General features: G+C 40.0%; 24 protein-coding genes and 2 pseudogenes. 18 read left to right on the forward strand and 8 right to left on the reverse strand.

What is annotated here, in order from left to right:
* The 4 genes and pseudogenes from ACFINK_RS02410 to ACFINK_RS02425 all read left to right on the forward strand — a co-directional run.
* A pseudogene (locus ACFINK_RS02410) lies at window positions 1–822 on the forward strand (DUF4815 domain-containing protein); the annotation flags it as partial.
* Between the two features lie 14 nt (window positions 823–836).
* Complete coding sequence (locus ACFINK_RS02415) at window positions 837–2,222, forward strand: Bgr_08870 family protein (RefSeq protein ID WP_375638181.1); 1,386 nt, start codon at window positions 837–839, stop codon at window positions 2,220–2,222.
* A gap of 473 nt (window positions 2,223–2,695) precedes the next feature.
* Window positions 2,696–2,974, forward strand: coding sequence for a type II toxin-antitoxin system RelE/ParE family toxin (locus tag ACFINK_RS02420; protein ID WP_375618870.1), 279 nt, complete (start codon window positions 2,696–2,698; stop codon window positions 2,972–2,974).
* 10 nt (window positions 2,975–2,984) lie between these two features.
* On the forward strand, window positions 2,985–3,293 hold the full coding sequence (locus ACFINK_RS02425; protein ID WP_375638182.1) for a HigA family addiction module antitoxin: 309 nt from the start codon (window positions 2,985–2,987) through the stop codon (window positions 3,291–3,293).
* 75 nt (window positions 3,294–3,368) lie between these two features.
* Here the strand turns inward: ACFINK_RS02425 and ACFINK_RS02430 are convergent, their stop codons facing one another.
* The 3 genes from ACFINK_RS02430 to ACFINK_RS02440 form a co-directional block, all read right to left on the reverse strand.
* The gene (locus ACFINK_RS02430; RefSeq protein ID WP_375628617.1) at window positions 3,369–3,620 is read right to left on the reverse strand and encodes a type II toxin-antitoxin system prevent-host-death family antitoxin; all 252 of its coding nucleotides are present in this window, start codon (window positions 3,618–3,620) and stop codon (window positions 3,369–3,371) included.
* 122 nt (window positions 3,621–3,742) lie between these two features.
* Entirely contained in the window at window positions 3,743–4,021 is a 279-nt protein-coding gene (locus tag ACFINK_RS02435) for a hypothetical protein (RefSeq protein ID WP_375638183.1), read from the reverse strand.
* Complete coding sequence (locus tag ACFINK_RS02440; RefSeq protein WP_375638184.1) at window positions 4,018–4,749, reverse strand: antA/AntB antirepressor family protein; 732 nt, start codon at window positions 4,747–4,749, stop codon at window positions 4,018–4,020. The genes ACFINK_RS02435 and ACFINK_RS02440 overlap by 4 nt, the downstream gene beginning before the upstream one ends.
* A 384-nt stretch (window positions 4,750–5,133) precedes the next feature.
* On the opposite strand from ACFINK_RS02440, the gene ACFINK_RS02445 reads away from it, so the two are divergent.
* The 8 genes from ACFINK_RS02445 to ACFINK_RS02480 are packed head-to-tail and all read left to right on the forward strand — an operon-like array spanning window position 5,134 to window position 11,159.
* Window positions 5,134–6,345 carry a phage tail sheath subtilisin-like domain-containing protein gene (locus ACFINK_RS02445; protein ID WP_375638185.1) on the forward strand — a complete coding sequence of 404 codons (1,212 nt, stop codon included), beginning with the start codon at window positions 5,134–5,136 and terminating at the stop codon, window positions 6,343–6,345.
* Window positions 6,345–6,851, forward strand: a complete 507-nt coding sequence (locus ACFINK_RS02450; protein ID WP_375638186.1) for a phage major tail tube protein — start codon at window positions 6,345–6,347, stop codon at window positions 6,849–6,851. Before ACFINK_RS02445 ends, ACFINK_RS02450 begins: the two co-directional genes overlap by 1 nt.
* Before the next feature lie 2 nt (window positions 6,852–6,853).
* The gene (locus tag ACFINK_RS02455) at window positions 6,854–7,141 is read left to right on the forward strand and encodes a phage tail assembly protein (RefSeq protein ID WP_375612344.1); all 288 of its coding nucleotides are present in this window, start codon (window positions 6,854–6,856) and stop codon (window positions 7,139–7,141) included.
* A gap of 41 nt (window positions 7,142–7,182) precedes the next feature.
* Window positions 7,183–7,251 (forward strand): hypothetical protein, encoded by a 69-nt coding sequence (locus tag ACFINK_RS02460; protein ID WP_375638239.1) that lies wholly within the window; start codon window positions 7,183–7,185, stop codon window positions 7,249–7,251.
* Window positions 7,248–9,314 carry a phage tail tape measure protein gene (locus ACFINK_RS02465; RefSeq protein ID WP_375638187.1) on the forward strand — a complete coding sequence of 689 codons (2,067 nt, stop codon included), beginning with the start codon at window positions 7,248–7,250 and terminating at the stop codon, window positions 9,312–9,314. Before ACFINK_RS02460 ends, ACFINK_RS02465 begins: the two co-directional genes overlap by 4 nt.
* Before the next feature lie 5 nt (window positions 9,315–9,319).
* Window positions 9,320–9,700, forward strand: a complete 381-nt coding sequence (locus tag ACFINK_RS02470) for a phage tail protein (RefSeq protein WP_375638188.1) — start codon at window positions 9,320–9,322, stop codon at window positions 9,698–9,700.
* Window positions 9,697–9,921 (forward strand): tail protein X, encoded by a 225-nt coding sequence (locus ACFINK_RS02475; RefSeq protein WP_375638189.1) that lies wholly within the window; start codon window positions 9,697–9,699, stop codon window positions 9,919–9,921. The genes ACFINK_RS02470 and ACFINK_RS02475 overlap by 4 nt, the downstream gene beginning before the upstream one ends.
* Window positions 9,918–11,159 (forward strand): phage late control D family protein, encoded by a 1,242-nt coding sequence (locus tag ACFINK_RS02480; protein ID WP_375638190.1) that lies wholly within the window; start codon window positions 9,918–9,920, stop codon window positions 11,157–11,159. Before ACFINK_RS02475 ends, ACFINK_RS02480 begins: the two co-directional genes overlap by 4 nt.
* 38 nt (window positions 11,160–11,197) lie before the next feature.
* Here the strand turns inward: ACFINK_RS02480 and ACFINK_RS02485 are convergent, their stop codons facing one another.
* Both ACFINK_RS02485 and ACFINK_RS02490 read right to left on the reverse strand, forming a co-directional pair.
* Window positions 11,198–11,521: a type II toxin-antitoxin system PemK/MazF family toxin gene (locus ACFINK_RS02485; RefSeq protein ID WP_375618893.1), complete on the reverse strand. Its 324-nt coding sequence runs from the start codon at window positions 11,519–11,521 to the stop codon at window positions 11,198–11,200.
* Window positions 11,521–11,745: an antitoxin MazE family protein gene (locus ACFINK_RS02490; RefSeq protein ID WP_019224016.1), complete on the reverse strand. Its 225-nt coding sequence runs from the start codon at window positions 11,743–11,745 to the stop codon at window positions 11,521–11,523. Before ACFINK_RS02490 ends, ACFINK_RS02485 begins: the two co-directional genes overlap by 1 nt.
* Window positions 11,746–11,888: 143 nt before the next feature.
* Between ACFINK_RS02490 and bgtA the strand changes: the two genes are divergently transcribed.
* The 6 genes from bgtA to ACFINK_RS02520 all read left to right on the forward strand — a co-directional run bounded on the left by bgtA (window position 11,889) and on the right by ACFINK_RS02520 (window position 15,365).
* Window positions 11,889–12,551 (forward strand): gene transfer agent endolysin BgtA, encoded by a 663-nt coding sequence (gene bgtA, locus ACFINK_RS02495; protein ID WP_375638191.1) that lies wholly within the window; start codon window positions 11,889–11,891, stop codon window positions 12,549–12,551.
* Complete coding sequence (locus ACFINK_RS02500) at window positions 12,548–12,775, forward strand: hypothetical protein (protein WP_375630023.1); 228 nt, start codon at window positions 12,548–12,550, stop codon at window positions 12,773–12,775. The genes bgtA and ACFINK_RS02500 overlap by 4 nt, the downstream gene beginning before the upstream one ends.
* Entirely contained in the window at window positions 12,708–12,911 is a 204-nt protein-coding gene (locus ACFINK_RS02505; RefSeq protein ID WP_375630024.1) for a hypothetical protein, read from the forward strand. Before ACFINK_RS02500 ends, ACFINK_RS02505 begins: the two co-directional genes overlap by 68 nt.
* Window positions 12,904–13,116 (forward strand): hypothetical protein, encoded by a 213-nt coding sequence (locus tag ACFINK_RS02510; RefSeq protein WP_375638192.1) that lies wholly within the window; start codon window positions 12,904–12,906, stop codon window positions 13,114–13,116. The genes ACFINK_RS02505 and ACFINK_RS02510 overlap by 8 nt, the downstream gene beginning before the upstream one ends.
* Before the next feature lie 207 nt (window positions 13,117–13,323).
* A complete protein-coding gene (locus ACFINK_RS02515) occupies window positions 13,324–13,941 on the forward strand; it encodes an ATP-binding protein (protein ID WP_375638193.1) in 618 nt (205 codons plus the stop codon).
* Window positions 13,942–13,982: 41 nt separating this feature from the next.
* Window positions 13,983–15,365 carry a hypothetical protein gene (locus ACFINK_RS02520; protein ID WP_375638194.1) on the forward strand — a complete coding sequence of 461 codons (1,383 nt, stop codon included), beginning with the start codon at window positions 13,983–13,985 and terminating at the stop codon, window positions 15,363–15,365.
* Between the two features lie 112 nt (window positions 15,366–15,477).
* Here the strand turns inward: ACFINK_RS02520 and ACFINK_RS02525 are convergent.
* The 3 genes and pseudogenes from ACFINK_RS02525 to ACFINK_RS02535 form a co-directional block, all read right to left on the reverse strand.
* Window positions 15,478–15,755, reverse strand: a pseudogene (locus ACFINK_RS02525) (hypothetical protein).
* Window positions 15,752–16,492: a Rha family transcriptional regulator gene (locus ACFINK_RS02530; RefSeq protein WP_375638195.1), complete on the reverse strand. Its 741-nt coding sequence runs from the start codon at window positions 16,490–16,492 to the stop codon at window positions 15,752–15,754. The pseudogene ACFINK_RS02525 and the gene ACFINK_RS02530 overlap by 4 nt, the downstream one beginning before the upstream one ends.
* Before the next feature lie 273 nt (window positions 16,493–16,765).
* Entirely contained in the window at window positions 16,766–17,923 is a 1,158-nt protein-coding gene (locus tag ACFINK_RS02535; RefSeq protein WP_375638196.1) for a tyrosine-type recombinase/integrase, read from the reverse strand.
* Window positions 17,924–18,475: the final 552 nt, after the last annotated feature.

Genomic DNA, 18,475 nt, shown 5'->3' on the forward strand with positions numbered 1-18,475 from the left:
GCAGAAGCACGCTATGATGTACCACTCCTTGTGATGGATGACCGCTTAACGGCTTTTGTCATTAAAACCGATGATGCTGATCATTCTGTCTCACTAGCAAAGCTTGGGGATTTTGATGCAGAACACCAAAGATTTGTCTCGAGTCACCCTTATGTAACGGGACCACGCTTTTCTTCTGTCAATGCTAGGAGCTGGACCGCTCATCAAGATGAAGCCTTAGCCTTTCGGGTGCTCGCTGCCCGCTATAGGCAAACAGAAAAGATTGTCGATTTAGGCACCTTTGACCTTGTAGACTGCTCTGATTTGCAAATACGCGCAGCCATTGAATTGCCTTCAAGTGAGTGTTCTGTCATCTTTGAAATTGAACGAAACAATGGCACGGTTTATCAACTTCTTCCCTTTCAATTGCTAAGCCTTACTGAATATATCAGTGAAAAGGTCAAGCTTCGCGCTATTCTTAAAGGCACCGAAAAGCTCTCACCCGTCTTGTTTGCGCCTGTTCAATTGATTGCGGGAAAGATCCATAAGGAAGCGACCTATGTCACGCGTGCTTTTACCTTTGGGGAAAAGGCAAGGTTGACCAGCTATATCAAAACCTTTTTACCGGGTGGTGCAACCTTTTCACTGGAGATGCAACTAGATGATGGTGGTTTCACCCCTTTGAAACTTGACGAAACAGAACAACTCGCTGAACCACTTTGGACAGAACGAAAATTTACCAGTAGTGATAAAGGCGCCAAACAAGCGCGCTTGAAACTCACGCTTACCGGTGGACCAGCAGCGCGGTCCATGGTGAGTGATTTTGGCGCCGGCATATTATGAGGGGAAAATGAGAGATGACAAAAACCAAAAAACTCGACATGGAATTGCCTAAAGAGGGGCGTTTTATCAGTTCTGAATTCCCAATCTTGCGGGAAAACTTGACCAAAATTGATCAAGCTCTTTTGGCTGTTGAGGAAAAGGTAGACGAAAAGGCACCTTTACACCACACGCATACGATCAACGAAATCGCAGATCTAGAAAGCGCTCTCAATGGCAAAATGGCAGCGGATAAAACCTTCACTTTTGCCGATTTAAGCGATATCGAAGGCGCAAAAGATGCCGCAAATAATTATGTTCTCTATAAATCAAGCAATAATAACTTCACCTTTGGCAGTGCTGTCTCACTATTAGGCGCGCATCAACATAAAACCGAAGATATCGTGGGGCTTGATGATTTTAGAGCCAAGATCAATGAAGATCTCACAAGCTATGGTCGCTTAGCCAGCCCAAATGAATGGCAAAGTTATAATAAATTTACCAGTAAAGTCACCATGGGTGACGACTTGGAGATCTTGGGTAATTCGTCGTTTAATCTCACCCATAATGGTGAAATAGTTACCAGTTTAAGCACAAGTGGAAGTACGCTTAAAGGACCTTTGAGGGTTGATGGTGATGTTGTTTATACGAAGGCGCAAGTGGATGCAGCCATCTTGGCACAGATAAAGAGTCTTAAAAAAGATTTGACCAATAAAATCACGAATTGGCCGGCTCTTGCTGATGCTGAATTGCTCTATACACAGGATGGGAAAATTCAATGGCCCGATTGGGTAACGGATAACACAAAAGTCGAAATCCAAGCATGGGGTGGCGGCGGCAGTGGTGGGGGTGGTTATTCTTATTACTTAGGAGGCGGTGGCGGCGGTGGCGGTTGTACGGTATGGTATGGTTATAAAGCGAGTTTAAAGGGTCATGAGAATATCACAATTGGTAAAGGAGGAGATTCTGTTTCTGGATGGAATGTAAAAGGTAGGTTTGGAGGAACAACAACCGTTGGCAAAAATTTTATTACGGCGACAGGAGGACATGGTGGTGGGGGTACTTACTCTTCTAGCACTCACACGGGATTTGGTAAAGATAATACTTCCTTCTATTCAGGCGATGGCGGTGCTGGAGGAACAGGTGGAAACTTTGGTTTAGCAACGGATGAACATCCAGGAATTGCCAAAGGCGGAAATGGTTATGCTGGAACGAATGGAATTACGAGTAAAACAAGCGGTAATGGAGGCGATGCTGGAGGTGATACATCACGTGGTGGCTCTGGAGGAGTCGGCAAAGGTTCCTATAGTTCGGGAAAAGCAGGGCGTGGTTTTGGGGGCGGAGGTGCTGGTGCTCATGCCGATTCTTCTTCAAGTGGCGCTGGAGCTGATGGCGCTGTCCTTATAAGATTGTGGAAAGAATGAATGGTTTATGCAGGTATAAAAAACAATGATAGTTTCTAAACGGACACTTATTGTCTGATGGCTTATAAACTGTATAGTTTCTTCTTATAAAGTCCCCTTTAAAGCCCTTTTTTACTGACAGTGTCAGGCTTATGAGAGAGTGTAGATGATTGTTATGGTCTCTTCATTAATTTGGAGAGCAAAATGACAATAGAATTTAAACTTCGTATTCACTTTATTAAGAATGGCAAGGGATCTAAGTTTTTAGCAATATTTGATCAGACAGCCGTCGGTATGGTCGTAAAATCCTTGATGTTAACGTGCAAATTTATCCCCTCCATGCACTTATTCTTCTCTTTACGCATGAGGTGGAGAAAAGAAAAACAAGTCTAGACGATAAGGGTTTCTAATGGGATGTTACTATTTTTTGCATTTTAGCACTTATAATGTAAGCTATTTGTTGACATTAACAGTATTTTACGCTATATAAAAGAATGATTAAAACGTTTAAAAGCAAAACATTGGCAGAATTATTCAAAACGGGAAATTCATCCAAGATTGATAAGAAACTTGTAAAACGTATCATGGTTCGTCTTGATCGTTTAGATATTTCTGAAAGACCAGAAGATATGAATCTTCCAGGATTCAACTTTCATTCTTTGATTGGATATTCACCCACTCGTTACACTGTCCACGTTAACGGACCATGGTGTATTACCTTTGAATTTGACTCATGTAATGCTTACCGTGTTGATCTTGAACAATATCACTAAGGATACAGTTATGAATGACATTCCTGCACAAAGAGATAAAAACCGTTGTCCTACTCATCCAGGAGAAGTTTTAGCAGAAATTATTCCTGAAACAGGCAAAACAAAATCAGAAATTGCGCAGATGCTTGGTATATCACGCCAACATCTCTACGATATTCTGAACGCAAAAAAACCTGTTTCTCCTTCTATTTCCGCTTGTCTTGGCAAAATGTTTGGTGATGGAGCTGCTATATGGTTACGTATGCAAGCTAATTATGACGCTTGGCATGCTGAACGTGAAACAAATGTTAGCAAAGTTCCAACACTTCACGCTGTTTGATCTCTTCCTCACTCTCAAGGGATAATGTTTTATGGAATACTGGATAAATAATAATATTGAACAACATCCCCTGCTTTAAACATGTTCATCACTATTCAAAATGTCATCTAAACCACGATCTAAATCATCTAATATATTTTGAGGTGCATCTGCATAAACAAAAGATTGTGCACCAGAACGCGCTTTTATTAATTCATGATATAAATCAACAGGAAGCATAATGATTTTTTCACGCCCTCGCTTTGTCAAAGCTACAGGTGTAGACATAGCCTCGTCTAAAATATCGCCTGCCCCGCGGTTTACATCTGTAAAACTATATTTTTTCATATGCACATCCTATCTTTAATGTATAATACGTATTATACGTACAATATGTATTATGTAAAGATATTTTACGGTATTAACCACCTCCCCGCCTAAAAGACGAGGAGATAAATCATGTTTTTAAATTAAGCAGCTTTCTTAACAGAATTTTTCAAACTCGGCTCGTAAGCTTTCAACAAAGGCTCCATAATAGAAGGAGGTTTTAAAGATCCAAAATTTGTAATCATTGCCAGAACTCTGAGTGCATTTGGTGATTCATCTTGAAGTTTTAAAATCAAAGCTTTTTCTATTGCATCCATGGTTTCAATCAGAGCATTAAAAGCCTTATCTTCGACATCATCACGATCAGAAAATTGAAACAAAGCCATCCATAAATCACATAAAAAGTCGATACTGGTGTTCATTGTACACCTCCATGGATTTGTTCTCTCAAACAAGCTAATCCTCTGGATGTGATTTTTGTTGAAGGCAGCACCTTTTCTGTTCCGTCCGGTCTTTGAATGGTAATAGCGGGACAATCCATGAATCCTTTCTTTATTTTGTCCTGATAAGGTAACAGAGGCGCCCCTGGAGCCCGTCGATATACCCAGTCATGTTTACGCAAATAATCGGTTAAGTCCTTTGGTCGCACCTCTAACATCTTTGCTGCTTCAATAAGACCGAACAAACCATCAGAGCGTTTTAAACCTTCCAAAGCTTTTGCTTTTGGTGCTAATTCAGCGATAACATGATCTTTCTGTTCGATTTGGCTTTGTAAGTGATTCAAAACACCAAGCAATGCTTCCGGTTTGGAGTAGTCGACTTGCGGTGTTGCTACTTGTTTCAAAAGCCGTTCACATTTGATAAAGTATTGACGTGCTTCATGTCCTTTGTCATTACGCTCTATCATCGAAAGATGTTTAGCCATGTCTAATGTAATGTGGTATTCTTTTACCTTTCCACCGTTTTCTAAATTTTTAGAAAGCGTTATAAAGTTTATATTTTCCAGAAATTTACATTCTTTAATGCGATTTTTAATCCAGTCTGCAAACTTTGATGTAATTTCCAAAAATGCGTGCAACTCACGCGCATTAACAGTTTGAACAGTTTCCTGATCAATAACCTGTTCTGATATTTCTATAAGTGTGTTCATAATGAACTCCTTGGTAATAGACGTTTTTCATTGACACTTTTAACAAAGTGCCGGGCGCTGAAAAACACGGTACCAAGTCCGTCGTTACGCTTTTCTCGTAAAGAGTATTGTATAGCGTAACCACACCCGACAATATCATTATATGCGTGTAACATACAATGAGTCAAAGCCTTTAATGTGCGGAAAATAAACTATCTCGGTAGCTTGTCCGCTTGGTATTTAAGGTGTTTTTCAAGCACCTGATTCGAAAATACACATTGTAGAAATAATGTCAAGCAACTTTCGATAATTTTTTATCATAATGCCAGTCTAACAAATACAGCAATCATCCCCTTATTTTTTCCCATTCATTTCATTAGCCAATATTTTAAAGGAGCATAAAGTATGGCAACAGGTTTTCTACACGGTGTTGAAGTTGTCGAGGTTGACGACGGCACCCGCCCCCTTCGCGCGGTTCAGTCTGCCGTTATCGGGATTGTTGGCACAGCACCCGATGCCGATGAACAAGCCTTCCCTCTCAACACACCCGTTTTGGTAGCAGGCTCTCTTTCACAAGCCGCAAAACTCGATAAAACGGGTAAGCGTCAAGGCACCCTACCCAATGCCCTTGATCTTATTTTTAAACAAGTAGGCGCCATTGTCGTTGTCGTACGCGTGCACGAGGGTGACAATGAAAATGCAACACTCACCAATATTCTAGGTGGTGTAAACGCAAATGGTGCTTATGAAGGTGTCCATGCTTTCATTGGAGCACAATCCATTGTAGGACAAACACCACGCATTCTGATTGCTCCAGGCTTTACACATCAGCGCCCTTCCAGTGTGAATATTGAAGAGAATGGAACTGATGCGACTGCCAACCCCGTCGCAGCAGAACTCATTGGCATTGCAGAGCGTCTGCGTGCTATTGTGGTGCTTGATGCACCCAACACAACAGATGAAGCCGCTCTTAGCACAGCAAAGGATTTTGATTCAAAACGCGCCATTCTTATTGATCCGTTTGTAAAGGTGAATCGTGATGGAAAAATCATAGAACAGCCAGCAAGTACAGCGGTTGCAGGTGTCATTGCTAAAACTGATTTTACACACGGTTTTTGGCATTCTCCTTCCAATAAAGTGATCAATGGCATTGTTGGTATTGCACGCCCCATTGATTTTTCCATTGGTGATCGATCAAGCCGCGCTAACCTTCTTAACGAACAAAACATCACAACAATTATCCGCGAAAATGGTTATCGTCTTTGGGGTAATCGCACCCTTTCAAGTGATACAAAGTTTGCTTTCTTATCCGTAGTACGCACCGCAGATATGATCAATGATGCCATTTTGCGCGGACATCTATGGGCTGTCGACCGCAATATCAAAAAAACCTACATGCATGACGTAAGCGAAAGCGTTAATGCCTATTTGCGTGATTTGAAAGCACAAGGCGCCATTCTTGGTGGGCGCTGTACGCCTGATCTAGAGCTTAATACAGCAAGCGCTATTGAAAGCGGTAGAGTCTATTTCAATGTCGAATTCACCCCCACAACACCCGCAGAACATATCACGTTCCGTTCACGCATTGTGAATGATTACTTAGAGGAGATCTTTTAATGACCGTACCTGTTTTACCAAGAGTTTTGAAATATTTTAACATTTTTGTCGACGGCATTCCCTATCAGGCAAAATGTGAAAGTGTCACCCTACCGAATTTGAGTTTGGTTGTTGAAAGTTATCGCGGCGGTGGCATGGATAGCTCCATTGAAGTTGACCTTGGTCTTGAAACCCTCACGCTTAGCATGACCATTTCTGATTGCTCTCCAGAGTTGATGGCACTGTTAGGGCGCACCGATGTCAACATTTCATTACGAAGTTCAATGCAAGCGCAAGGCACACCAGCAGAAGGTGTTGTCATTACCATGAGAGGATTATGCAAAGGCTTTGAAATGGCAGAATGGCAACCGGGCAGCAAAGCAACATCCACAACTACCTTCACATTGCAGTATTTCAAATATGTCCAGAAGGACGTTGAAATCGTTGAGATAGATGTCCTCAACTTGGTGAGAAAATTCAATGGCGTCAATCAACTCGCAGACCATAGAGACAACATAGGATTATAAAAATGACAGTCCAAACAAGCATTACACATAAATTATTGATACCTGTTACTTTTGAAGGAAAAGAGCACACCGAAATTACTTTACAGCGCCCCAAAACAAAAGATGTGCAAGCAATCGACAAAAAAGAAGGCATAGAGCAAACAATCGCTATGATCGCACGTCTTTCTGGATGGGCACATGAAGCGGTTGGAGAACTCGATATTAATGACTTGTCGAGCATTGGAGAGATTTTGGAGTCTTTTATCAAGCGGCGGGATACCTCGACTGGGAAACCGCCGCTAAACTCATAGCCGATATTACCATTGTGTTCCATTGGTCCCTTTCAAAGATGATGGAAATGGAACCGCAAGAACTCATATTCTGGCGAAATCAAGCAGCAGAAAGGTATAAGATAAAATGAGTGAAAAAGTTGCTGATGCAAAGGTAAAATTGTCTCTTGAAGACAAACTCACCGCACCTCTCAAACATCTTCAAAAAAAATTCGATACATTGTCAAAAACACTCTCACATAGTTTGGGTATTCCGCGCTTTTCTGCTGCTGTCAAAAACATGACAAAAAGCCTTCATGGCGTTCAAAGTGCTCTTAGCACAGCGGCAAGTCGTGCTTCAGTCTTTACTGGTGTCTTGGGGCTTGCTGGTGGTGGTCTTGTGGCAAGTGTAACCGCCCTCACCATGAAAACCATGCATCTGGGAGATAGTCTTTATCACGCATCACACCATTTAAATATGAGTGTTGCATCACTTCAATTATGGGGTGATGCAGCCGATAATTCAGGCACTTCTGCCGAACTTTTTCAACAATCCTTAGCGGTTTTAAATAGGCGTTCAGCACAAGCATATGCCGGACAAAAAAGAGGCATGATGGGCTTTGAAGCACTTGGCATTTCTGTCAAAAACACTTCTGGAAAACTCAAATCCACTTCTGTCTTGTTAGAAGAAATTACCGACAAGATGAGTAAGATGAAAAGCCAAGCACAAAGACAGCATATTGCCGCTCTGCTGTTTGGGGGCGATGGTAAAGAAATGGCGACCATGCTTGCACAAGGCATGGCACCCATTAAAGAGCTGTTTGCAAAGGCGAGAAAAGGAAAGTGGCTGATAGGTGCCGATGTTGCACGCTATGCCGCAGATTTAAGTGACAAGCTTGGTGCCTTTAAGAAAAAAATAGGCGGTATCGCGAGCTTTATTGGCGCGCGTTTCATGCCCGTGATTAATGATATGATTGACGGTTTTTCAAAGTTGATTGATGAAAACCGCGACCTCATTCAAACAACTGTTGCGAGCTGGGCAAAAACCTTAAAAAAAGTCCTTAATGATTTGCTTAATCCTACCTCTGATTTAAGAAAAGGCATCAGTGATCTCACAGAGAGGATTAAAGGCTGGTTCCAATGGCTAGAACCTCTGATTGGTGAAATAACCCTTTTCAAGGTGGGGCTTGTAGCTCTTGGTTCATTCATTTTTGGTCCACTCATTGCCGCATTAGCCGCAGCGGGAGCAGCGTTTGTCACACTTGGCTATACTATAATGACGACACCTATCGGTTGGTTAATGGGTGGCATTGCAGCGCTCTTTGTCCTCTATCAATATTGGGACAAACTCAATGGTTGGGTAGCAGCATCTTTAGCCGCGGTTGGGGCAGTTCTTATAGCTTCACTCATTCCAGCAATAACTGCCGTTAGTTCTGCTTTTATATCGCTTGGTATCGCAATCATGACCACTCCTATCGGCTGGATAATTGGCGGTATTGCAGCCCTTGTTGGAGCTGGATATTTGCTCTACAAAAATTGGGGTACGGTAGTAAGCTTCATAAGCAACTTGTGGAATTCTTTTTACAGCTTATGTAGTAACGTTTTCAATAACCTCTTGACGTTCTTTAAAAACTTTTCACCACTGACTTGGATTTCGAAAAAAATCAATGAACTCATTGAATGGCTGTTTGGTGTCGATTTAATGGAAATAGGCTCCAATCTTATTAATGGGTTTTGGGAGGGCATCAAAAGCAAATGGGATGATCTGTATAACGGTTTTGGCAATATGATGAAGAAATTAACCAGTTGGATGCCTAATTGGGTGAAAGAAAAGTTAGGGTTTAATGTTTCAATAGACAAGACTTCAACGCAGACCATTAAAACCTTTACCGAAGAAACCAATACACAGGCAAAAAGAATGCTGGATACAGCAGTGGTTACAAATACCCCACCTGAAAAACGCAAGAGTGGTTTTAATACAAGTGTCGTTGAAACAGGACAAATGCAGGCAACAAATAAAGTAGGTGCTTTTAAAGCTCCAAAGCCAATTACGGTTCATAAGCCCGTTGAAGTAGACGCCCGTGTAACCATTACAAATCTCAATATTTCAGTACCAAATGGTCTCAAGGACGAAATCAGAGACGCTGTCAATCAAGCACTTGAACGCTATGCAAAACAGCAACGTTTAGCCATAGCCTCTAGCCTTTCGGATTAAATACCATGATGTTAGCTTTGGGTGGTTTTATTTTTTCGATTGAAACAGCAACTTATCAAACACTTGATATGTCTTATGGGGTTCCATGGGTAGAGCAAGGGCGATTGGGGCGAAAGACTGCTCTTCAATTGCCTGCTGTTGCAAATGCGGAATTTTCTTTAACTGGTGTGATTTATCCAGATTTCAAAGGTGGTCACAGACAGCTCGAATATTTACGGCAAATGGCACATGAAGGACCTCACATTCTTGTGACCGGTCAAGGCAAAATCTTAGGTAAGTTTGTCATTCTTTCCGTAGAGGAAAAGCAAAGTGTTTTTCATCATAACGGCACCCCAAAAAAACAAGAATTTACAATAAAATTGAGAGAATATGGTGAAGACCTATGAGTGATCTTTACGTAACAAAAGAAGGCGATATGGTTGATGCCATTTGCTGGAGATACTATGCAAAGGGTCAACAAGCCCTTGCTGTTGAACGCGTTTATGCAGCAAATTTTGGTCTTGCAGACTATGGACCCATTTTAAAAGCAGGAATCACAATCGTTTTGCCGTCCCTCCCCTATCCGAAAGCCACACCAGTGATCAGAATTTGGGGCAGTCAATCATGAAACCTTTTTGCACGGTTCTGGCAAATGGAGAAGACATCACCAAAACTCTTATGGATTATGTTTTGTCGATTGAAATTACCGATGAAGCAGAAAACAAAAGTGATCGTATCACTATAGAGCTTGATGACCGTGCGCGTGACAGTGATAACGGCTTTCTTGATATTCCTCTTATCGGAACAATCATTTCTGTCACACTTGGCTATGAAGGCGGAAAAAACCGCGATATGGGAGCCTATCTGATAGACGAAATCTCTGTAAGCAGCCCACCACAAAGCTTAAGCGTGACAGGGCGCGCCGCCTCTATGAACACGTCTTATAGAACACCCAAAAGCCAATCCTATCACCAGCAAACCCTTGGCAGTATTGTTCAAGAGATAGCAGAGCGTAATGGCTATACACCAAAGGTTGATCCTTCTCTTGCAAAAATCGTTATGCGTCATATTGATCAAACATCGGAAAGTGATATGGCTTTTGCTGCACGCCTCGCAGGAGAATATGATGCGGTAGCAAAACCCGTTGATGGCAAGCTTGTTTTGGCTAGACGGGGGGAAGGCAAAGCTATCACTGGTGAAACACTCCCCGTTATTGTTATTCATGAGAAACATTGTACCTCTTGGGATTTTAAATACAGTGCGCGTGATGAAGCAGGTGCAGCCAATGGCTTAGAAACAGATGTGGGAGACGACCAAAAAGCCGCGGCTGATGCACGAGAACCAGAAGAGATTGATGATGATGAAAACTTTATCCATATGGATGACAATGACAGAGCACCATCATCTGAATCGGAAAAAGCAGAAAAAGAATCTGAGAAAAAAGAAGTCAAAGTTGGCAAAGCACCGTTTCATGAACTCAAATATACCTACCATAACCAATCAGAGGCTGTTGCAGCCATTGCTGCTTATCGCAATAAATCATCACGCGGTAAGTCTTCTTTCTCATGTGATATCGGAGGTAATCCGTTTGTACAAGCAGAAGCAAAACTTGTTCAAGAGCCCCCTTTCCGCCCCTATATTCCAGCAGAATGGCGTATCAAAAGTGTTAAGCACAAACTTGATAAAACGGGTGGTTACACCACAAAAATAGAATGCGAACTTTTTGATGCATCACAAGAAGATGCGGCTGGAAACGTTGCAAACACAACACCAGACAAGGATGATACCCTTGATCCAAACGCCCCACCAAACGCTTCACATGACGAAGGTGAAGGCGTCATCCATATGGATGAAGAAGATAGATAAACAAAGCTATTTTATGATGATAAAAAGAAATACTATTTTTATTTTACTATTCCTAAAAATACAGCCAAACAACGTTCAATCTCCAGCATTTCCTTTGCTTGAAGAGAGCCAAAAATGGAACTCATTTTGTCACATCTTACCGTCATAATCTTATCAATCATTACTTGCGAAGGTTTTTGCAAACCATTTTTAGCGTTTGGCTGAATCGTAATGCGGAGTAATGGCGCATCAACAAGCGTGCTAGTAATGGGTAAAACCGTTACACTTGTATGCTCACTGAATTGATTAGCTTGAATGATTAACGCAGGTCTTGGTTTACCAAAATCGCCTTGCATAGCTATTGTGACGAGAGATCCACGCATCATTCTGTCCAGCCATCAACATCCATTAAAGATTGATCCATCAACAACTGCATAGATGTATCTGTTTTATCCATTTTTGCGACTAAGCGACATTGGCGTCGGCACTCTTCTGCAAAGTTCGGTTGACGCGTATCTGGTACCCAAATTTGCATTAAACGCAAACCTGCTTTTCTTTGTGCGTTGCGATGTTTTTGAACGCGTTCATTAACGTGCATTGTAGCCATAACAAAATCTCCATTATGTTTCATGTAACGTATAACACAGAAAAAAGTTACATGAAACACCACTTTTAATAAAACGCAATAATTACAATTTTAATCTATCAATCTGCCCCACCTTTTGTGGGGCTTTTTTATAGGAGCAATACATGAGAACAATATCACCAGAAGGGTTAGCACTGATTAAACAATGGGAAGGTTTACGTCTCAATGCCTATAAAGATGCCATTGGAGTGTGGACCATTGGTTATGGACATACAAACAATGCTGGAAAACCTTTTGTTCATAAAGGTATGGCAATCACCGAAAAACAAGCAGAAGAACTTCTTTGCCAAGACTTAAGACAATTTGAAAATGCCGTTGAACAAGCCGTTCAAGTTGCTTTAACCGATGAACAATTCGCGGCTTTAGTCTCCTTTTGCTATAATGTAGGAACAACAGCCTTTTGTAACTCGACACTGTTAAAAAAGCTCAATCAAGGTGAATATGAAGCTGTCCCTGCCGAGCTACAGAAATGGACCAAAGCAGGCGGTAAGCGTCTTGAAGGTCTCGCACACCGGCGTGCAGCAGAAGCAGGCTTATGGGCGAAAGGTGCTTTTGTTTCCTCTAACTACCAAACCGTAGAAACGCAAGCACCAACGGGACTTTTTAAAGCTGAAGCTCTTGCACCAGTTATTGGTTCTTTTTCAGGGCTTGGAGGCTTATTAGCAGGCAATGGTCCAGTGCAATGGGCATTTGCTACCATTATGGTTTTAGCCGCATGTGCTGGCATTTTCTTTGTTGCTAAACGTTTTCAGGAACACCGTTTATGATCTTATGGATGAAAAGAAATCTGCTGTTAATAGGCGCGGCTCTAGCCGCTTTTTTTATGGCTTTGGCAAAAGCTTTTACCCTTGGAAAAAAGGCAGAACAGCAAAAGCAAACAGAAAAAACCTTAAAAGCAGCAACAACACGGCTGGAGGTGGAAAATGAAGTTAATCAGAAAAGTGATACTGATGTGCGTACTGCTCTCTCTCGTTGGTTGCGGGACAAATAAGTATGTCTCTTGTGTTGGTTGGTTGCCAATTTATTTAGAGAGGCAAGATGTTAACGTCATCAGTTCCAATTTAGCAAGAGATATCTTAAAGCATAACAAGCAGGGCGAACGTGTGTGTGGGTGGAAACATGGCTAAGAAAAAAACAAAAGACGATACAGAGCTTACAGAAGGAGAAAAAGAAATCCTTCAAGAAATTATCATGACCTACAAAAGTATAAAAGTGATGTCACGTTATACGAGATGGATTGTACTCATTATACTCTTGCTAGCGCTTGATTTTTCACGTATTATGGATGCATTAGTAAGTATTTTTACACAAAAACCAAATATCCGACTCTAAACATACTCTGAGACGCACGAAATTCTTTAGCAAATGGTTTCTTAATTTTGCTCGTCTCATGGAGGTGATAGACAATATCTTTGCACATTTAAAACAGTGGATTTCAAAGAATTAAAAATTTGTTCTATAATAATAACAAATTGTTAATATACGTGCGTTTAATAGGTATATTTCGTAATATTATCGGCTAAAAAGGTGGGAATAATTATGGAAAACGTCGCAGTTCAAAAACAAGAAAAGAATAAAACTGAAAAGTTTTCTATGAAAGAGAATCTTGCTGGAAGAGTTTGTCGTTTTCCTAAACCGTCCACTGAAATGGAAGCTTTGCAGCCTGTTTTTGAAGCGGTAAGCAACGCTATTCACGCGCTTGAAGATTCTAAGCAAGAAGATTACAAAAGCGCGGGTAACATAGATATAGAAATCAAAGATATAGATAAAAATGAAACACTTGAAATTATAGTTAAAGATAATGGTGTAGGATTGGATGATGAGCACTTTCAAGCTTTTTGCACTGTAGATACTAATTTTAAATTAGAAAAAGGAGGAAAAGGAGTTGGGCGGCTGCTATGGTTGGATGCCTTTAAGAAAATACGAGTTAAAAGTGTATTCCTTGAAGAAGATCAGCTTTACCAGAGAAGCTTTACATTTTGTTTGGAAGAGGAAAATCAGATTCTTGATCATTCAAAAATACCTCTTATTAATCAAGAAGTAACCGGAACAGAAATTATTTTTACCGGTTTAAGAGATGTAGCGTACCAAAAACATTTTCCACGCGAAACTGAAGAAATTATCGATCATATTGGGGCACATTTTTTTCAGATTTAATTTTAGAACAACTTCCTCAAATAACTTTTCGTGATGATCAGATGTCTGTCAATTTAGCGCAGAAAGTTAAAAAATATTTAGTAGAAAATAGGGGAGAGATTACACTTGAAACCGCAGATTTTGGTTTATTAAAAATTCGTAATTTTATTTGTATGGCGGATGCTAACCTTAACTTTAAAGGGAAGAACCACTATCTACATCTTTTCGCACATGATCGTACTGTGACTACTGAAAGCATCGATAACCTTATTGGTTTCGGAAAATTTGGAGACCAAGGGCTAGTGTATCATGGTTGCATAAGTGGTCAGTATTTAGATGATAGAGTTAATCAAGAAAGAACGCATTTTTCTTTTAAAAATAAAATATTGAACAATATTTTACGTTCCGTTGCTAACAATATTGTAGATAGCGTTCTTGCTCCAGAAAATGAGGAATATGAAAGAGCACGTTTAGATGAATTAAAAAAGTTCTGTAAAACCCATCCTTCCTATTGTTTTGATAGTTATGAAAAACTATTAGAAAAACTTCCTAAATCTGCAAAGGATACAGAAGACTTTGTTAAGATACTGGCTATTCATAAGCTTCGAAGAGAAAAAAATCAAAATAAGAGAATTGAAAACATATACCATGAAATTACTAAAGGGAATACTAACACATACAGCTTTTCCCAAACAGTGTCTGAACTTGCAAAAGAAGTTAAAGATGAAGAAACAAGACAGTTAGCAGAGTATGTTATACGTCGTAAAGTTATACTTGATATTTTAGGAGAATTAATAATAGAGGTTAAGAAAAATGTTAATGGTCAAGAAGTCCCGCATCTAGAGAAAACATTGCATGAACTTATTTGTCCAATGCGTGTTCGGGGCGATGATCCTGAATCTCAGAAAAATTTAACGCATGATTTATGGATTATTGATGAGCGATTAACATTTACAAAATACTTCGCTTCGGACGTGCCTATCAAAAAAAATGTGAAGGATAGTACAGAAAAAGATCGTACTGATTTATTATGTTATGATCAATTATATGCCCTAGGACTTGAAGGTCGTCTTGATACAGATTTGGACAGGCTAATGTTAGTGGAGTTTAAAAGACTAGGTCAGAAAAAATATAAAGCGGGTTACACCCCCATGGAACAAATAAACAAATACCTCAATAAACTTAAAGGAAAAAGTATAAAGACATTTGATAATAAGAAAATAAAGATTTCAGAGCAGTGTGTTTTTTATTGTTATATTATTGCCGATATAGAAGGTGAACTTAAAACGCAAACGTCGACATGGCAGAAAACAGCTAATGGGCGAGGGAGAACTAATCTTCTACAAGGTGATTTTCGAGGATCCGTTGAAATAATAGAATGGAATGATTTATTGCAGGATGCAAAATTAAGGAATGAAGCATTTATTTCTAGATTAAAGGTTTAATTTTTAGATGCGATAGACAATATCTTCGCACATTTAAAACAGTGGCTAACCAGAAACTGAAAGCTTTATCCCCTCCCCACTTTTGAAATGGGGAGATGAATCGTGTTTAAAACTAAGCCGCTTTCGTGACAGACTTCTGCAAACTCGGATCATAAGCTCGCAACAAAGAATCCATTCTATGGGGCAGCTCTGAATCTCCAAAATCCGTTAAAACTGCTAGAATCTTTGTAATATTTGGAATTTCATCTTGAAGTTTTAAAATCAAAGCTTTTTCTACTACCCCCATGATGTCAACCAAGTCACTACAGTTTTTGTCATCTACGTATTCACAATTGACAAACTGAGACAACGCTATCCACAAATCACATAAAAATCGACACTGGTATTCATTGTACACCTCCATGGATTTGTTCTCTCAAACATGCCAATCCTCTGGATGTAATTTTTGTTGAAGGGAGCACTTTTTCTGTACCATCAGGTCTTTGAATGGTAATAGCAGGACAATCCATAAATCCTTTCTTGATCTTGTCCTGATAAGGTAACAGTGGCGCCCTTGGAGCACGCAGATAGACCCAATCATGTTTACGTAAGTAATCGGTTAAATCCTTTGGTCGTACCTCTAACATCTTTGCTGCTTCAATAAGACCAAACAATCCATCAGAGCGTTTTAGACCTTCTAAAGCCTCTGCTTTTGGAGTCAATTCGGCAATAACATGGTCTTTCTGCTCAATTTGACTTTGTAGGTGATTCAAAACACCAAGTAATGCTTCGGGTTTGGAGTAGTCAACTTGTGGTGTTGCTACTTGTTTTTCCAATTCTTGCCAGCGGTCAATTATTTTTGCTCGTAAAGCAGTACTGTAATCAGATACAAGTATTAAACATTCGCGCTTGGGTAGGTTATAGCAAGGAAGAGTGCGACCTGTGGAATCTTTGTATAACCCTGTAAATTCACTCACCCCAAATTTGGGGGCAGTACTTTCAGAGTTTAATTCTCCTAGCATTTGCTTGATATCACGCATGACATGGTCATGTCTTTTACCACACAACTCAGCGATCTCACGACTAGACATAGTCTGAACTGCTGCGTCGTTAGCAACATTTTCCGTAATTTTAATAAGTGTGTTCATAATGAATTCCTTATGGTTAGACGTTTTTGATTGACACTCAATAAAAGAGTGCCGGGTGCTCAAAAACACGGCCATAAGTCCGTCGTTACACTTTTCCCGCAAGGGTATTGTATAGCGTAACCACACCCGACAATATTATTATACGCATGTAGCATATAATGAGTCAAAGTCTTTAATGTATAGAAGACTGATTATTTCGGTAACCAATCCGCTTATGGTTTAAGGTGTTTTTGAGGCACCTAATTCGATAATAGATACAATGTTGACATATTGTCAAGTCGCTCCCGTTATAAATGCAGCCCACTGCTCCAAGAGAGCATGTCGTTGTTCTAAAAAATCTGTCCGCATATAAGCTTTTGTCACTGAACTCCCAACTGAATGCGCAAGAACAGTTTCGGCAATCTCAAAAGGTGTTGACGTTGTTTCTGCTATCCAATCCCGTAAGCTTGAACGAAAACCATGGGGACGATAAGTCAAACCACAAACTGTCATATACTTTGCCATGGTGGCATCAGAAATGGGGTTGCCTGTAAGACCAGAAAAGAGAAAACCATTTTTTTCAAAGGGAAGAGACTTTTCAATCACTTTTAAAGCTTCATTACTCAATGGTACTCGAAAATCTGAAACCTTTCCTACAATGCCCTTCATATTTTCTTTGGGTATCGTCCATATATCTTTATCTATTTGTTCAAGACGCAAATAGCGCAATGGATATGACCGTACTCCAGTCAAAATCAAGAGCTTCAGTGCTAAATTTGAAAGGATCTTATCATCCAAGCTTTGATAAAATGCCGGAACCTCTTGCCATGGCATAGCAGGAATATTTGTTGATGTCGCACGTGGTTTTCCTAAAAGCGCGCGTGCCTTCATACAAGCCTGTAGATCAACATCTAAACCAAGAGCAGCAGCATATTTCAAGCAAATATTGATACGGTTAAGCGCTTTTCGCGCTGTGTCTGCTTTTTCATGCCAAAGGGGTGAGAGAACATTGCGAATAATATTGGCTGTTAATTTTTCTATAGGTAAATTACCTATGTGTGGAATAACGTGCAACTCTAGTGGAGAAAACCAGCGGCCGTTTTTACCTTCATTTTTCAACTCTGCTTTTTTGCTTTCAAAAGCCGCTTTTGCAATTTCTTGAAACATATTGCTTTGCTGTTTTAAAATAGTCTGTTCTCGAAAGACAATAGGATCATTGCCTTCTTTAAGAATATCACTATAATGCCTAGCAAGCTCACGCGCTTCTTTTAAAGAGAGTTTTGTAACAGGACCAAGTCCCATTTCACGGCGCTTATTGTAGTGCGTATAGCGAAAAAACCAAGAGCGTGTATTGTCTTTTCGAACATTCAACCATAGCCCCGCCCCGTCACAATATTTACCCTGCGAGGACGTCTTTACGAATGATGCTGATAACCGATGAATCGCCCTCACTTAACGTCCCCTCTCGTCCACCTTTTCAAGCATTGCTCGTCCACCTTTTTGGGTCCACCTTTTAGACCACCTTTAATTTCTGATTTGAGATTTTTTCTTTAATACTTACTTTTTTTATTGAATCATAAAAAGCTATAGACATCAATACGCCCTTACACATCTTTATATACTTTGAATCTTGTTGCTAAAGCCTGATTCGCTCTCTGGGGGCACCATATGTTTTTTTAATTACGTGTAGCTTATTCATTTTCCGAGTGTTTTTAAATTCAAGAGAAGGTAGAGGTGAACGTGAATTTACAAAACATGTTATTTTTATCAAACTTCTTTTTAATGCTTTAAATTCAGCTAATTTCTACCAAAGTTTAAGTTTCTAATGAATATACTAACAACTTCATAACATTGGTAAAATTATCCGGCGGACTATTATTAAAAGAATCAGAAAGTTTTTTGTAAAATTCTTTCCACAAACATTTTTTTCAATAAAGCCACCTAATTCATCAGCCTTAACTTTAGCAAAGATATAAGGCATGTGTTTCATTTATTAAAGAAAAG

The organism is Bartonella sp. AA16NXGY, from assembly GCF_042197325.1.
In the GTDB taxonomy this organism is placed as follows: Bacteria; Pseudomonadota; Alphaproteobacteria; order Rhizobiales; family Rhizobiaceae; genus Bartonella.